Here is a 15,927-nt window from a genome sequence, read left to right as displayed (position 1 = left end):
CCCGGCTGGTGTGCGCCCCGCGGTCCGAAGCCTTTTTTGATCACCGCAGGCAACCCCGGACGTCGATCCTCCGTCTTGCCGGACGACGAACGGGCCGCAGCCCTTCCCACCCCCTCCTCCGCAGAAGGGCGGACGGCCGCCGGACTATACACCTCATGTATACGCGAGGTGCATACACGCGGGTCCGGCACACCGAACAGAAAGGCTTCGATGTACGGCAAGGCATTCGCCCCGGAGTACCAGGGCGCCCTCACCACCCTGTCCGTCAACGCACCGCTGGCGGACGTGCTCGCGGCCGGCACCGAGCAGATGCAGGAGGCCGTACGGGCCGGACGGACCGCCGAGGCGGCGCGCACGGGCCTGGCGGTCGCCGAAGCGCACCGGCGCCTCGGGCACGTGCAGGACGCCGAGCGGGCCTGGAAGGCCAGTTACCGCACGGCTCGGGAGGCCGGGGACCCCGCGGGCATGGCCTGGGCGCTCTGGAGCGGCGGCACCCTGGCCCGTCAGCGGGGCGCGTTCCCGCTGGCCCGCAGGCTCCTGGCCCTCGCCGCCGAGGTCGGCGAACGGGCGGGCGACGTCGTCGTCCGCGGCTATTCGCTGGCGGGTCTCGCCGAGACCGGCCGCATCCAGGGCGACTACGAGGCCGTGGGCCGGCTGCACGAGCAACTGCTGGACGAGGCCCGCAAGCGCGGCGAGGCCCGCCACACGGTCTGGGCGCTGGAAGGCATCGCCCAGATGCGTCGCAACACCGGCCAGTACGACAGCGCCCACGCACTGTTCGCCGAGGCGGCCGAGATATCCGCGCGCGCCGAGGACCGGCGGGGGCACGCCTGGGCCCTGCGCGGCCTCGCGGACGTCGTCTCCGTGCGGGACGGCGACACCGAGCGGGCCCTGTCCCTGCTGTCGGAGGCCGAGGCGACGTGCCGGGAGATGAAACTGAAGAGCGCTCTCGCCTACAACCTCAAGATGCGGGGCAACGTCCTCTACCGCGCCGGGCGGTACGCCGAGGCCCGTGACCTGTACGGGGAGGCGCTGGCGGAGTTCCGTGAGATGACCGAGCCGCGCGGGGAGACGCTGGCCCGGCTCGGGCTGGCCAAGGCACTGGCCCGACTGGGCCGGGACCGCGCCGCGACGGCGGCCGAACTCGCCGAACTCGCCCGGCTGACCGAGCGGATCGGACTGCGGCACGCCCGGGAGATGGTCGCCGAGGCCCAGGCGGAGTTCGTGGCGGACGAGGAGGTCTCCGCGTGACGGTGGCGGACGTGGCGGCGGCACCGGCCGAAGTCGTCGACCGCTGCGCGCGGTTGACCCGGCCGGCGCTGCGGGAGGCCGTGGACCGGCTGCACCCCTGGGTCGGCGAGATGGCCGCCTACTCCTTCGGCTGGTGCGACGTGGGCGGCGCACCGGTCACCGCCCCCGGGGGGAAGGGCCTGCGCCAGGCGCTGGCGGTGCTCGGGGCGGAGATCGCCGGAGCGTCCCCGGAGGCAGGGGTGCCCGCCGCCGTCGCGGTGGAACTGGTGCACACCTTCTCGCTGCTGCACGACGACGTCATGGACGGCGACCCGGTGCGGCGCGGCCGTCCCGCCGTCTGGCGGGCGTACGGGACCGGCCCGGCTGTCCTCGCCGGCGACGCCCTCTTCGCGCTCGCCGTCGACACCCTCGCCACGTCCGCCGGCGGAGCCGGGGCCGTACGGCTGCTGTCGGCGGCGCTGGGCGACCTGGTGCGCGGACAGGCCGACGACCTGCTGTTCGCCGGACGCCCGTGGACCGGGCCACAGCGCGTGCGGAGCACGGACTACCGGCTCATGGCCGAGGGCAAGACCGGTGCGCTGCTGGGCTGTTCGCTGGCCCTGGGGGCGCTGCTCGGCGGCGCGTCCCCCGCGGTGGTGGCCGGCCTCGACCGGGCCGGCCGGCAGGCGGGGGTCGCCTTCCAGATCGCGGACGACGTGCTCGGGACGTGGGGCGATCCCGCCGTCACCGGCAAGCCCGTCCACGGGGACCTCCGCGAGCGGAAGAAGACCCTGCCGGTGGTGTCCGCCCTGGAGAGCGACCGCCCCGCCGCCCGTCGTCTCGCCGCCCTGCTCGAAGCGGACGGGGACGTGGCCGCGGCGGCGGAGCTGGCCGAGGAAGCGGGAGGACGCGCGGCGGCGCTCGCGGTGGCGCGGGGGTGCAGCGCGGCGGCGCTGTCGGAGCTCGACCGGATCAGGGCACCCGCACGGCCGGTGCGGGACCTGCGCGCGCTGCTGGACGGTGTGGTGGCGCGCACCCGGTGAGGCCCGGCGCCGGTGCTGCCGCCGGACGGGCGCCGACGCTCACCCCGCGATCGAGTCCAGCTGCTCGGGTGCCGGGCGCAGCAGCCACAGGTCGCCTCCCGGCGGTGCTTCCAGGGACGCCAGGGCCTTGCGGGCCCGGGGGTCTCCCGCGTCGGCGGCCGCGTGGACGACGTCGGTCGCGGCGTAGCGGTGGAACTCCAGTTCCGGGTGCGGCCAGGCCGCGGCCCCGGTGGCGGCGGGCAGCAGGTAGTCGACGGCCTTGAACAGGCTCTGCCCGGCGGGGCCCTCGTAGCCCCACAGGTCCACGCCCAGGTGCCGGCCGATCGCGGCCAGCCGGGTGTGGGCGACCAGGGTGAAGGCGGAGTAGTGCCAGCTCCGGGTGCGGGCCAGCTCCTGGGGCTGGCTGCCGTCCGCGGCGATCTGCGGGGTGATGCGGGTGTCCGCCGCCCGCCGGACGGTGCGGCGTGCCAGGTCCTCGTCGCCGGTCGCGTAGGCGAGGGCCGCGAGCTGCAGGTCGTGGAAGGTGCCGTGGTTGTTGGTGGCGGCGCCCTCCTGGTGGCCGAAGTCGCTGTCGCCCAGCCAGCGCAGGAAGTCCTCGTTCCACCGGGTCATCGCGCCGCGGTCCCCGGCGGACCAGCCGGGGGCGCCGGTGTCCAGGAGGGCGATCGCGTCGAGGACGCCGGTGTACGACTGGGAGAAGTCGATGATGCCGATGGCCCGGCCGTCGTACCGGCAGGGGATGAACTGGGCGTGGTCCAGGTGGGGGTTCATCCGGGTGGCCGGGTCCAGGAACCAGGTGCGCAGGACCTGGGACGCCTTGCGGGCGTAGCGGCTGTCGCCGGTGTAGTACCAGGCGAGGGAGAGGTCGTACACCGAGTCGACGACCTTCTCCAGGTCCTGGCGGTCGGTGCCGGTGTCGACCTCGGGGTTGCGCTGCCCGTCGCGCTGCACGTACGGGCAGCCCCACGGGTTGTCGGGACCGGGCGGCTGGGAGGGCCACCAGTAGGGCGCCTGGCTCAGGTAGTCGTGGACGTCGCCGCCGGGCGCCGGACGGGGCTTGTCGACGACCGTCCACGGACCCTGTCCGAGCCAGGCGTCGGCGCGCGCGGTCAGGGCCCGGGCCGCCCGCCGCAGCCGGGCGTCACCGTGCTCCAGGCGGATCTTCGTGCGGTGCAGGCGGGGGCCGTCGAGGACGACGGTGCGGGGGACGCCGTGCGCGGGGGGCGCCGCCGGTGCCGGGGAGGCGGGTGGGGCGCCGCCGGTGACGAGCGCGGCGCACGCGGCCAGGGCGGTGACCAGGACGGTGGCCCCGCGGTGTGCGGTCCTCATCGGCCGGCTCCCTTCGTGAGGGCCCGCTGGGCCTCGTACAGGTTGCGGGGGCGCACCACGTCGCTCGTGCCGTACAGCTCCAGCCGGCTGTGCAGGTCGCCGTCGAAGTCGGGGACGTCGGTCTGGCCGAACTCGCGGACCTCGTTGATGCCGACGGTCGCGGAGTACGGGGCCAGGCCGTCGATCCTCACCAGGCCCGCGCGCCCGTTGGTGACGCGGATGTTCCAGTGGGTGAAGCGGGCGCCGAACAGGGGGCCCGCGCTCGCGTCGCCGCCGTGGCGGCCGTCGTTGGTCACGGTGATGTCGGTGCGGACGTCGGCGAACGGCAGCCCGCGGTGGCTGTCGAAGGTGCCCGTGCGCATGTCCCCCCGGGACCAGACGTTGTACGACGACAGGCCCTCGACGTTGATGCCGTGCAGTTGGGTGCCGGGCGGCGCGGGGACCGTGCGCTCCTCGATGGTGAAGTCCTCGATGAGGTTGTCGTGCGAGCCCTCACGGCAGAAGTACGGGTGGTGGGAGCCGCGCCCCGCGACCCGGGTGTGGCGCAGGGTGCACGCGGAGGCGGCGACCAGGCCGAAGCCGTTGTCGGTGTGACGGACCGTCACGTCGTCGACCCAGCAGTCGTACGCGCACTGCAGGACGACGCCGTTGTGGCCGAGGTCGAGGAGGTGGGGGCGCTGCGGGGTCTCCACCGCCTCCAGCGTCAGCCCTTCGACGCCCGCTCCGGTCAACTCGGGTACGTGCGTGGTGAAGTGGGGCTCCCACTCGGGACGCACGTCGAGGGGGAGGGGCCGCTCCAGGGTGACCCTGCGGCAGTGGACCCGGGTGACGCGCACCGGCCACTCGTAGGGGACGTACGACAGCAGCTTGGACTTGTCGGCCCAGGTGTAGGCGGCGGGGCCGGGCCCGTCCCCGGCCATGTGCCGCAGCAGGGTGTGCCCGGCGTCGTCGGCGAGGCGCAGCAGCACCAGCGCGCCGGGGCGCAGGCCGGCCGGGTCGGCGACCGTCACCGTCCGGTCGCCCCGGCGGGCGGGCGCGACGGCGGTGAGCGCGCGCCACTCGTCGCGCCGGTTGCCGGTCCAGCCCTCGAACGGCCACTGCCGGGCTCTGATCGCCTCGGTCAGCGCGTTCCAACGGGCCTGCGGCGCCAGCCAGATGAGCCCGCCGGCCCAGGACCACGACGACTTGTCGCCGCCGTAGCGGGAGCCGTACGGGCCGATCAGCTCGGTGAGGTTCCTCGTCGCGTACAGCGTCGTGCGGCCGCTGCCGGCGCCGCGCAGGACGACGTGGGAGTGGCCGAGGCGGACCAGACCGTCGATGCGGAAGGTGCCGGCCGGGACGGTGACCGTGCCGCTGCCCGCCTCGCCCGCGGCCGCGAGGGCACGGTTGATGGCGGGGGCGCAGTCGGTCCGCCCGTCCGCCACGGCCCCGAAGTCCCGTACGTCGGCCACGACCGGTGGCCGGGGCAGCCGGAGTGCACCGCCGCCGTACCCGGCGCGTCCGACGTACGGGATCTGGGGGTGCCGGACGGGGTCGTGCGCGAACTCGCGCCAGAGCTGCGGTACGTGTCCGGGGTCGGCCGCGGCGGGGACCGCGGCCGCGGTCACGGCGCCGAGCGCGCCGACGGCGGCACCGCCGAGCAGCGTGCGCCTGCTGATGCCCGGAGTGCCTGCGGTGTCGTTGCCGTTCATGTCGTCCGTCTCCTGCTCCCGGGTCAGTGGCCCGACAGGTCGAGGGCCCGGTCGGCGTCCTGGGGGCGCAGCACGCGCAGGAGGCCTTCGAGCAGGTAGTAGTCGGCGTAGGGGAGCGAGATCTCGACCCCGTCCTCGGCCGGACGGTTGCGGGTGCACCGGGCGACGACCGCGTCGGCGCGCGCCGACGCGCGCGTCAGACAGGTCCGGGACAGCGCGGTGAGCAGCCGCAGCGCCACGTCGCGGTAGGCGCGCTCGCCCGTCGCGGCGGACAGGTCCCACAGTCCGCAGGCCATGACCGCCCCCGCCGAGGCGTCCTTGACGTCGTACGGCTGCTGCGGCGCGCGGTAGTCCCACACGGGTACGTGGTCGCTGCCCAGCGCGTGCACGGCGAAGTCGGCCAGTCGGCGCGCGGTGGCCAGGAACGCGGGGTCTCCGGTGCGGCGGTGCATCGTGGTGAAGCCGTAGATCCCCCAGGCCTGGCCCCGCGACCAGCAGGACGCGGGGCTGTAGCCCTGGACCGTGGCGGGGCCGACGGGGGCGCCGGTGTCCGGGTCGAAGTCGAAGACGTGCGGGGTGGAGCCGTCGGGCCGGGGGAAGTGCCGCTGGGTGGTGGTGGCGTGCTGGACGGCGATGTCGAGGTACCGGCCGTCCCCCGACTCCTGGCTCGCGAAGGCCAGCAGGTCCAGGTTCATCATCGTGTCGATGATGACGCGCCCCGCGTTGGCGGCCTCGTCCGGCCGTCCCCAGGCCCTCAGGAAGCGGCCGCGGGGGTGGAAGCGCCGGATCAGGGTGTCGGCGGCCTGGAGGGCGCCCGCCCGCCAGTACGGGTCGCCGGTCAGGCGCCAGGCCGTGACCCACGACGGGCCGAACAGGAAGCCGAGGTCGTGGGTGGTCGTGTCGTACTGGCGCGGAGCGAGCCGGCGGGCCCAGTCGAGGGCCGCCGTCCGCAGCGCCGTGTCGCCGCTGTACAGGTGTGCCAGCCACAGGGTGCCCGGCCAGAAGCCGCCGACCCAGTCGCCGTTCTGCGAGTACACCCACTTCTCGAACTTCGTCCCGACGGGGAAGCCGGTGACCCGCGGGGCGACGGCCCGCACCTTCTCGACGGCGTACTCCGCCGCGGACTCCAGGGTGCGTCTCACTTCCGCGGGCGCCGGCACCGCCGCCGCGGCTCGGGCGCCTGGTGCGGCGGGGACCTGGACGGCGGTGACGGCGGCCGCCGTGGTGAGCACTGTGCGCCGGGAAACGGCCATGCGTGGGTGACCCCCAACTCGTGACGACGGGCGGGCAGTTGTCAGGAGCGTGACACAGGGGAGGGGGGTCGGTACACCCATGTGCATGGAGTTCAAGTACGTGAACGTGGCCGACGGTGGTGCAGGTTGGCCCGCTGGACGTCGCCGCCGTAGTGCGCCAGCACCTTGGGGTCCATCACCCGCCGCCACAGCGGTGTGAGCCACGCCAGCACGATCATGGACGCGTAACCGGACGGCAGTTGGGGTGCCTCGTCGAAGTGGCGCAGGGTCTGGTAGCGGCGCAGCGGGTTGGCGTGGTGGTCGGAGTGCCGCTGGAGCTGGTACAGGAAGATGTTGCTGGTGGTGTTGTTGCTGTTCCAGCTGTGGCGCGGGGCGACCCGCTCGTACCGCCCGTCGGGCCGCCGCTCCCGCAACAGCCCGTAATGCTCCAGGTAGTTGACCGTCTCCAGCAGCAGGATGCCGCACGCGGCCTGGAGCAGGAGGCAGGGGAGGACCACCGCTCCGAAACACGCGGCGAGCAGCGCGTAGAGCGCGGCGGTCAGTCCCCAGGCGGTGAGCACGTCGTTGTGGCGCGACCAGGTGCGCTGCCGGCGGCGGCCCAGGCGGCGGGCCTCCAGGCGCCAGGCGGACCGCAGGCTCCCCACGACCGTGCGCGGCAGGAACGCCCACACGCTCTCGCCGAGCCGCGAACTGGCGGGGTCCTCACGTGTCGCCACGCGCACGTGGTGCCCGTGGTTGTGCTCGACGTAGAAGTGGCCGTACCCGGCCTGGGCCAGCGCCAGCCGGGCCAGGCGGCGTTCGGCGGTCTCCCGCTTGTGGCCGAGTTCGTGGGCCGTGTTGATGGCGACGCCGGCCACGACGCCCACGGTGGCCGCGAGGCCCAGCGCGTCCGGCACGGCCATGCCCCGCGACCAGAGCAGACAGGCGTAGCCGAGACCGGCGTACTGCAGCGGCAGGTACAGGTAGGTGCACCAGCGGTAGTAGCGGTCCTGCTCCAGCAGCGGGATCACCTCGTCCGGGGGGTTCTCCCGGTCCGGGCCGATCACCGCGTCCAGCAGCGGGATGAGCACGAAGGCGAAGAACGGCCCCCACCACCACAGCGGCGCCCAGTCGGTGACCGCGACCAGCGCCGCCGCCTGGAAGGGGAGGGTGGGGACGGCGAGGCCGAGCAGCCACGCGTAGCGCTTGCGGTCGCGCCAGGGCGGGGCGGCCGGTGCGGGAGGGGGAGTCGTCGACGGGGCTGTCATCGTGCTGCGCTCCTCGGGGGACGACGGCTCCGCGACGCGGTGCGCCGCCGGATGCCGGTGGGTGCGGGGCACCGGGCGGCTCGTCGGCCGCCTGCGGCGCGGGGGTGCGGGTCCGGGATCCGGACGCCTGGCAGAGCGTGGCACCACCGGCGGTCGCTGACAATCGGGGACGCGCTGTCAACGTTCTGACGTGCCGTCAGCTCGCTTGCGCGTCGTCCGAGCGGGGCGGATGAGGGCGCCGTTCCAGTACCCCCAGGGCGGCGGCGGTGATGAAGTCGGCCGTCTCGCGCAGGGTGTGGGCGGGGGGAGGCAGGACGATGCAGGACAGGGTGAGGCGCACGATGACGTCGGCCGCCTGGTCCGTCCGCACGTCGTCGTGGTGCCGGTAGTGCGCCTGGTACCACGACCGCACCAACTCCCGCGCCCCGGTGACCACCGGCTCCGAGCGGGTGGTCAGGTAGGGCAGCAGGGAGTCGCTGCCCTCGCGGGCCGCCTGGACCACCGAGGCGACGAGGGCGTTGCCCATGGCCTGCTGGAGGGCGTGCAGGACGGCGGCGGACAGGGCGTCCGGCGCGGTCGCGGCGGGCCGTTGCAGGGCCGCCGCCACGCCGCCCAGGAAGCGCTCGGCCTCCCGCTGCACCAGCGCCCGGCTCAGTCCGCCGCGGCTGCCGAACTCCTTGTACACCGACGGCCGGGACACCTCGGCGCGGGCCGCCACCTGGGAGAGGCTCACGGAGTCCCAGCCCCGCTCGGCGGCCATGGAGCGCGCCGCGTCCAGGACGTCGTCCCGCATCCTCCTCCGCCAGGCCTCACGGGGCGGCAGGGCGGCCGCGGCGCGCCCCTCCACCGGGGCGGACGACGCGTCCTCCACGATTCCCTCCTCGCAACCGGTCCTCGCACGGGTGCCGGACGGGGCGGCCGCCCGGGGCGGCGCGTCTCCGCCTGCCGCCCGGCGAAGGCGGAGACGCACCCTTGGGGGGAGCACGAGCCTGTCAGCGACCCACCGCTGATGACAAACGGATCACGCTGTCAACGTTCTGACGTTCCGTCAGGTCAGGCGTCGGTCACGGTGCACGAGTACGGGGCGGTGCCCCACCCGCTGTAGGCCTCCATGTCGAGGTAGTAGGTGCCGGTTCCGGAGGCGGTCCGGGTGAAGCTCAGCGCCTCGTCTGCGCCGGCGCCGTTGTTCACCGAACGGGCCACGGTCCGCCCGGAGGAGTCCAGCCAGTACAGGTCGGCGTCGTAGGCGGCCGGCACGGAGCAGTTCACGGTCGCCGTCCGGCCGGAGGCGAGTGCGACGGCGAAGTAGTCGCGGTCGGACGTGGACTTCATGGTGCCGGTGAGGACCTTGGGGGACGGCAGCCCGGTCGCGTCGTCGGCGGTGTCCCGGGTGTCGTTGGGCTCGCTCTCGGCCAGGGTGGAGCCCGTGGGGGAGCCGCAGTCCGTGACCGGGGTCCCGCTGTACGGGTCCGCGTCCAGCACGCCGCCGACCACGCTGCGCAGGTAGTAGCCGCAGGTCGGCCGGTGCCTGAAGTCGAACGCGGTGCCGGGCGCGAGGCGCCAGATCTTGAAGCCGGAGTAGGTCAACGGCTGGCGCGCGGTGGCCTGTTCCGGCTGGTGGTCACCCAGGACGACGTAGGCGTCCTTGCCGTACTCGGTGGCCGTGCCGTCGCGGTCGATGAAGAGCGAGCCGCCCTCCTCCACGCCGACGCCCCAGGCGGCGCCGCCGGTGACGAGGCCGTCCTTGACCGCCCGGGCGACGAACGCCATGGTGCGGCCCATGCGGTCGCGGGTCACGAAGTGCGAGTCGTTGATCACTCCGGCGTAGTCCGGCCACTGGAACAGGCCGGTCGTGAAGGTGATGGCCTTGTCGTACGGGTCGGCCAGCGCCTCGGAGCTGGTCACGCTGCCGTTGCAGGCGTCGTACACCACGGGGCTGTTGACGTGGTGGCCGGCGCTGCCGCCGCCGGAGCCGCCGCCCTTGGCGACCACGGACTCCACCGACGCTTCGAGGGCCGTGCCCTTCCACGCGGCGTACCGGCACTGGTCGCCGCCGGCGAAGTAGACGAACTCCGCCTTGCGGATGTCGGCGTTGACCTGGCTGTCGTTGCCGTCGGCGGCCGTGGTGAGGGTCCAGGTGGTGCAGGAGTTGACCCCGGTCACGGTCATCGCCGTGTCGCACTCGGGCGTGGCGCTGCCGGACGTGGGTGCGGAGCCCGCGAGGACCACCACGTCGATGCTGCCCGTGCCGCCGCGGATGGTGTCGACGGCCCTGGACAAGGTGGCCGGTACGACGGCTCCGGCGCCGTTCATGGTGAACGCCCGTCCGTTCCACGAGGTCCGGTCGACGTCGGCGGCACTGCCGAGCCGGACGCGCTGCGCGGCGGCGTGAGCCGGCTGCTGGGAGGCGAGCGAGGCGGTGAGGGCGGTCAGGACGAGCGCGGCGGCGGCAGCACGACGCGGCACCCGGCGGGGAAGGGAACGGGCCATCGGAAGCTCCTCACGGAGTCGGGACGAGGTGTAGCGGAACATACAGCGAGAAGCGGTGGCCGAGAATATGTATGACGCCCCCCGGCACCGCACGATCCCCTCCTGCGCGTTGACTCCGCACTATGGCCCCGTTGCGCCGCCTTTGTCGGCGCTTGGTCCCGCGTTATGCGAACGTAACGCGAGTTACATCTAGCCACTGACTTGCTTCATCTGTACTTTCCTTGCTGTGTCGCCGACGGCTGGATCCCGTCGGCAGTTCTCCCTCGAGAGGTTCGACCGCGATGAACGCTCGTTCCGTCCCCCGCGCCGCGGCCGCCGCCACGGCGGCCCTGGCCCTCGCCGCGCTCTCCGCCTGTTCCGACAGCGACGCGCCCGACCCCGCCGCGGCGGACAAACCCGCCTCCGTCGCCGGAGTGCGGATCAGCAAGGACCGGACCCTGCACGACCTGCTGCCGGACCGGGTGAAGGAGGCGGGCCGGGTCAGGGTCGCCACCGACGTGCCCTACCCGCCCTTCGAGATGTACGTGAAGGAGGGCGACAGTGCGCTCACCGGCCTGGACCACGACCTCGGACAGGCGCTCGGGGCGAAGCTCGGGGTGACGTTCGCGTTCACGCCGCAGAAGTTCGACGGGATCGTCCCGGCCATCCAGGCGGGCAAGTTCGACGCCGCGATGTCCGCGATCACCGACAACAAGGAACGCCAGCAGGTCGTCGACTTCGTCGACTACTCCCGGTCCGGCTCCGCCCTCCTCGTCGCCGACGGCAACCCCGAGCACCTCGCCGTCCTGGACGACCTGTGCGGGCGCAAGGTCGCCGTGCAGGCCGCGACGCACCAGCTCGACCTGCTGAAGTCCCGGCAGAGCGCCTGCGCGAAGGCGGGCCGGGGCAGCATCGACATCCAGACCTTCCCGAAGGACTCCGACGCCCAGCTCGCCCTGCGGGCCGGCAAGGTCGTCGCCCAGCTGCTCACCAAGCCCGCCGCCGGCTGGGTGGCCAAGACCGCGGACGGCGGCAAGGCCTTCGACCTGGTCGAGGACCCGCAGGCACCCGGCGGCTACGACGCCACGCCCAACGGCATCGCCGTCAGCAAGCAGCAGCCCCAGTTGACCACGGCGATCCAGAAGGCGCTCCAGGCGCTGATCGACGACGGCACGGTCACCAAGATCTTCGAGAAGTACGGCGTGGCCTCCATCGCGGTGCGCGAAGCCACCAAGAACGCGGCGGCGGACCAGCAGTGATCGACACCAAGCCCCCGCTCGGCACCCTGCCCGACGGCGACCGCAGCACACCGGAGCTGGAGGTCGTACCGGTGCGCGCCTACGGCCGCTGGATCGCCACGGTGCTCGCCCTGACCGCCCTCGTCGGACTGGTCGGCTCCCTCGCCCGCAACGACAACGTGCACTGGGACGTCGTCGGCGACTACCTGTTCGCCCCACTCATCTTCGACGGCCTGACCACCACCCTGTGGCTGACCGCAGCCGCGATGGCCCTCGGGCTCGGCCTCGGCACGCTGATCGCCGTCATGCGGCTGTCCGCCAGTCCGGTGCTGTACGCCGTCGCCACCGGCTTCGTCTGGGTCTTCCGCGGCACCCCGCTGCTCGTCCAGATCATCTTCTGGGGCTACGCCGCCGCGCTGTACCACTCCGTGCAGATCGGCATCCCGTTCACCCACGTCACGTTCTTCCAGGCCGAGACCAACTCCCTGCTGACCCCGGCCGTCGCCGCCCTGCTCGCCCTCGGCCTGAACGAGGCCGCCTACGCCTCCGAGATCGTCCGGGCCGGCATCCAGTCCGTCGACCCCGGACAGACCGAGGCCGCGCACTCCCTCGGCATGCGCCCCGCCCTCACCCTGCGCAGGATCGTGCTGCCGCAGGCGATGCGCGTCATCATCCCCCCGATGGGCAACGAGACCATCAACATGCTGAAGATGACCGCCCTCGTCTCGGTCATCTCCGCCCACGACCTGATGTCCAACATCCAGGACGTCTACGCCCAGAACTACCAGGTCATCCCCATGCTGGTGGTCGCCAGCATCTGGTACCTGGCACTCGTCACGGTGCTGGGCGTGCCCCAGGCCTGGCTGGAGCGCCGCTACGGCCGCGGCACCGCGCGGGGCGGACACGTCTCGCCGTTCCGCCGCCTGTTCGCGGGCGCCGGCGGCCTGTTCCCGCAGCGGAACAACAAGAACGACACCAGTGACACGATCGAGGAGGGCGGCCGATGAGCACCCCCATGGTGCGGGCCGAAGGAGTGCGCAAGCACTTCGGCCGGCTCGAGGTGCTCAAGGGCATCGACCTGACCGTGGAGCGCGGACAGGTGTGCTGTCTCCTCGGCCCCTCCGGCTCGGGCAAGTCCACCTTCCTGCGCTGCATCAACCACCTGGAGAGGATCGACGGCGGCAGGCTCTCCGTCGACGGGGAACTGGTCGGCCACCGCCGGCACGGCGACCGCCTCCACGAACTGCGCGAGCGGGAGGTCGCCGAGCGCCGCCGCGACATCGGCATGGTCTTCCAGCGCTTCAACCTCTTCCCGCACATGACCGCCCTGGAGAACATCACCGAGGCGCCCGTGCGGGTGGGCGGAGCGTCCCGGGCCGACGCCCGGGAGCAGGGGATGGTGCTGCTGGAGGAGGTCGGGCTGCGCGACCGGGCCCACCACTACCCGGCCCAGCTCTCCGGCGGCCAGCAGCAGCGCGTCGCCATCGCCCGCGCCCTGGCGATGAGGCCCAAGGTCATGCTGTTCGACGAGCCGACGTCCGCCCTCGACCCCGAGCTCGTCGGAGACGTGCTCGACGTGATGCGACGACTGGCCGCCGACGGCATGACGATGGTCGTCGTCACGCACGAGATCGGCTTCGCCCGCGAGGTCGGCGACACGGCGGTCTTCATGGACGAGGGCGTCGTCGTCGAGGCGGGTGACCCGAGCCGGGTCCTGGTCGAACCGGAACAGGAGCGCACGCGGGCCTTCCTGTCCAAGGTCCTGTGACCGCCCCGGCCCGGCGGCGGGAACTGGCCACGGAGTTCCTGGCACTCGCCCGCGCGCGCCACGCGCGTTACCTGACCGACCTGGCGGAACTCGTCTCCATCGACTCCGGTTCCTACCACGCCGACGGCGTGAACGAGGTGGCCGACTGGGTGCAACACCGCCTCCACCGGCTCGGGTTCGCCGTCGACCGGATCCGGCCCGCCGCCCCCGCCCAGGGACCGGGCTCGGGCGACGTGCTCGTGGCCCGCAAGCGGGGAGCGCTGCGGGAGTCCGACGGCGGGCGCAGGATCCTCCTCGCCGGCCACATGGACACCGTCTTCGACGTGGGCACCGCGGCCGCGCGGCCCTTCACCCTCGACGGCCGCACGGCCCACGGTCCCGGTGTCAGCGACGACAAGGGCGGCCTCCTCGCCGGGCTGACGGCGCTGGAGGTCCTCGACGAGCACGGCGTCGACGGCTACCAGGAACTGGTGTTCCTCGCCACGCCGGACGAGGAGATCGGCTCGCCCGCCGCCCGCGCCGTCATCGAGGAGACCGCCCTCGGCGTGCACTACGGACTCGGACTGGAGTGCGCCCGGGAGAACGGCGACCTGGTCATCGTCCGCAAGGGCGTCGCCGACTTCCGGCTGACCGTCACCGGGCGCGCCGCCCACGCCGGCATCGAACCCGAACGCGGCGCCAACGCCGCGCTGGAGGCCGCCCACCTCACCGTCGCCATCCAGTCCCTCAACGGCAGGTGGGACGGGGTCACCGTCAACGTCGGTGTCGTACGGGCCGGTTCCCGGGCCAACATCGTCTGTCCGCGGGCGGAGTTGCGCGTGGAGGTCCGTGCGACCACCGTCGCGGGGATCCGGCACGCCAGGCAGGCCCTCCACGAGGCCGCCGGCCGTCCCACCGTCCCCGGCACCACCGTCGAGGTCGAACAACTGGACCTGTGCCCGCCGATGGAGGACACCCCCGCCGCGCGGCGCATGCTCGACACGGCGCAGCGGGCCGCCGCCGCGCTCGGCATCACCCTCGGGGCGGCCGCCACCGGAGGGGTGGGGGACGCCAACCTGATCGCCGGGGCGGGTGTCCCGGTCCTGGACGGACTGGGCCCGGTCGGCGGCGCCGACCACACCCCGCAGGAGTGGCTCGACACCTCCAGCGTCCCCCCGCGCGTCGCCCTGCTGGCGGCACTGATCACCGCACTCGGGAACGCCGGCCCCGCGCACACGGCACCCGGGGACGCCTGTCCCGCGCGCTGACGGCCGGCCTGCTCACCCAACCGCCGTACCCGACCCGGCAACCGTCCCACGGCGACGGGCGGTTGCGCCATCACCCCGTTCACGCCTGGAGGCGTCATGCGTACCGACCCGCCCCGCACGACCCGTCGCACCGTCCTGGCCGGCGGGGCCGCCACCCTCGGCCTCGGCCTGCTGTCCGCCGCACCCGCCGCCCGGGCCGTGCCGGCCGGGAAGGCGCCCACCCCCGGGTCCCTCGTCCTCGTCGGCGGCGGCCTCAAGGACGACAACGCCCAGGTCTACGGCGAGATCGTCCGGCGGGCCGGCGGCGCGGCCGCCCGCATCGGCGTCATCACCGCGGCCTCCGTGCCCGAGAGCCAGGACCCCGACGCGGCCGATCCCGACCTGTGCAGCAACTCCGCCTGCAACGGCGCCTATTACGCGGGTCTGTTCAAGCGCCACGGCGCGGCCGACGCGCAGTGGATCCCCGTGGACCTCGACCACGTCCCCGCCGCCGACGCCGACGAGGTGGTCGCCCAGGTCGAGTCCATGACCGGTTTCTTCTTCGGCGGCGGTGACCAGTACCGCTATCTCACCTGCCTGCTGAACGGTGAGCGGCACACCGACTCCCGGGTGCTGGCCGCGATCCGGGCCAAGCTGGCGCGGGGCGCCGTGGTCGCCGGCTCGTCCGCGGGCGCCCAGATCGCCTCCGGGCCCGACATGGTCAGCGGCGGCGAGTCGTACGAGGGCCTGCGCGACGGCAGCAGCCCCGGCTACTTCGACGACGCCACCCGCCTGGCGTACATCCCACGGGGCGGCTTCGGTTTCCTGCGCTCCGGCCTCCTCGACACCCACACCGGGGTGTACGGACGGGAGGGCCGGGCGCTGCGGCTGGCCGCCGACACCGGGCACGACCGCGTCTACGCCCTCGACGAGAACACCGCCCTCGTCGTCGACCACCCCGGCAGCCGGCACGAACACCTCACGGTCCTCGGTCCCCAGGGCGTCTCCGTCCTCGACCTGCGCGAGGCCCGCACCCGCGCGACCGGGTCCGGCTGGAGCCTCAGCGGCGCCCGGTACAGCTACCTCACCGACGGCGACCGCTACGAGGCCCGTACCTGGCGCGCCCTCCCGGCGCCCGACAAGCGGCGGCTGGTGCCCGCCGGCACGGAACCGGTGCCGGTGGCCACCGACGTGTTCCACTCGGCGGCCGACCCGGAGGGCACGCCGTACGCGTTCCGCGCGACGGCCCGCGCCCTGGCCGAGACCCGGGCCCAGCGCACGGCCACGGCGACCACCTGGGAGTCCGGACCGCGCTTCCAGGTCACCTTCACCAAGGCGGGCGGCTTCTCCGCCTGGACCGCCGACGGCACCCACGCCCGCACGCTCCTCGGCCTGCGGGTCGACGTCGCGCCGCGCTGACCCGGACGGGCCGG

General features: G+C 73.8%; 13 protein-coding genes. 7 read left to right on the top strand and 6 right to left on the bottom strand.

Annotated elements, in window-relative coordinates; translation table 11 throughout:
- The first annotated feature begins 210 nt into the window (after positions 1-210).
- Complete coding sequence (locus AQJ30_RS24895; RefSeq protein ID WP_067238179.1) at positions 211-1,251, top strand: tetratricopeptide repeat protein; 1,041 nt, start codon at positions 211-213, stop codon at positions 1,249-1,251.
- Complete coding sequence (locus AQJ30_RS24890) at positions 1,248-2,273, top strand: polyprenyl synthetase family protein (RefSeq protein ID WP_067238177.1); 1,026 nt, start codon at positions 1,248-1,250, stop codon at positions 2,271-2,273. The genes AQJ30_RS24895 and AQJ30_RS24890 overlap by 4 nt, the downstream gene beginning before the upstream one ends.
- Positions 2,274-2,312: 39 nt before the next feature.
- Here AQJ30_RS24890 and AQJ30_RS24885 read toward each other — a convergent pair whose 3' ends face one another.
- From AQJ30_RS24885 to AQJ30_RS24860, 6 genes are all read right to left on the bottom strand, one after another.
- Positions 2,313-3,602: an alginate lyase family protein gene (locus AQJ30_RS24885; RefSeq protein ID WP_067238174.1), complete on the bottom strand. Its 1,290-nt coding sequence runs from the start codon at positions 3,600-3,602 to the stop codon at positions 2,313-2,315.
- Positions 3,599-5,293, bottom strand: a complete 1,695-nt coding sequence (locus tag AQJ30_RS24880) for a glycosyl hydrolase family 28-related protein (protein WP_067238171.1) — start codon at positions 5,291-5,293, stop codon at positions 3,599-3,601. The genes AQJ30_RS24885 and AQJ30_RS24880 overlap by 4 nt, the downstream gene beginning before the upstream one ends.
- Positions 5,294-5,316: 23 nt before the next feature.
- A complete protein-coding gene (locus AQJ30_RS24875; protein ID WP_067238169.1) occupies positions 5,317-6,546 on the bottom strand; it encodes a glycoside hydrolase family 88 protein in 1,230 nt (409 codons plus the stop codon).
- Between the two features lie 92 nt (positions 6,547-6,638).
- Positions 6,639-7,793: an alkane 1-monooxygenase gene (locus tag AQJ30_RS24870; RefSeq protein ID WP_067238654.1), complete on the bottom strand. Its 1,155-nt coding sequence runs from the start codon at positions 7,791-7,793 to the stop codon at positions 6,639-6,641.
- 196 nt (positions 7,794-7,989) lie between these two features.
- A complete protein-coding gene (locus tag AQJ30_RS24865) occupies positions 7,990-8,664 on the bottom strand; it encodes a TetR/AcrR family transcriptional regulator (RefSeq protein ID WP_079084279.1) in 675 nt (224 codons plus the stop codon).
- 182 nt (positions 8,665-8,846) lie between these two features.
- A complete protein-coding gene (locus AQJ30_RS24860) occupies positions 8,847-10,283 on the bottom strand; it encodes a hypothetical protein (RefSeq protein WP_245727096.1) in 1,437 nt (478 codons plus the stop codon).
- A gap of 281 nt (positions 10,284-10,564) precedes the next feature.
- On the opposite strand from AQJ30_RS24860, the gene AQJ30_RS24855 reads away from it, so the two are divergent.
- The 5 genes from AQJ30_RS24855 (at position 10,565) to AQJ30_RS24835 (ending at position 15,913) form a co-directional block, all read left to right on the top strand.
- A complete protein-coding gene (locus AQJ30_RS24855) occupies positions 10,565-11,521 on the top strand; it encodes an ABC transporter substrate-binding protein (protein WP_067238166.1) in 957 nt (318 codons plus the stop codon).
- Positions 11,518-12,507: an amino acid ABC transporter permease gene (locus AQJ30_RS24850; protein WP_245727094.1), complete on the top strand. Its 990-nt coding sequence runs from the start codon at positions 11,518-11,520 to the stop codon at positions 12,505-12,507. The genes AQJ30_RS24855 and AQJ30_RS24850 overlap by 4 nt, the downstream gene beginning before the upstream one ends.
- Positions 12,508-12,515: 8 nt before the next feature.
- Positions 12,516-13,268: an amino acid ABC transporter ATP-binding protein gene (locus AQJ30_RS24845; protein WP_067238642.1), complete on the top strand. Its 753-nt coding sequence runs from the start codon at positions 12,516-12,518 to the stop codon at positions 13,266-13,268.
- Positions 13,265-14,515, top strand: coding sequence for a M20 family metallopeptidase (locus tag AQJ30_RS24840; RefSeq protein WP_067238165.1), 1,251 nt, complete (start codon positions 13,265-13,267; stop codon positions 14,513-14,515). The genes AQJ30_RS24845 and AQJ30_RS24840 overlap by 4 nt, the downstream gene beginning before the upstream one ends.
- A gap of 96 nt (positions 14,516-14,611) precedes the next feature.
- Positions 14,612-15,913: a cyanophycinase gene (locus AQJ30_RS24835; protein WP_067238162.1), complete on the top strand. Its 1,302-nt coding sequence runs from the start codon at positions 14,612-14,614 to the stop codon at positions 15,911-15,913.
- The last annotated feature ends 14 nt before the right edge of the window (positions 15,914-15,927 follow it).

It is taken from the genome of Streptomyces longwoodensis, from assembly GCF_001514125.1.
In the GTDB taxonomy this organism is placed as follows: Bacteria; Actinomycetota; Actinomycetes; order Streptomycetales; family Streptomycetaceae; genus Streptomyces; species Streptomyces longwoodensis.
The sequence above is the reverse complement of the archived record's forward strand: the minus strand, read 5'-3'. Positions and strand labels throughout refer to the sequence as shown.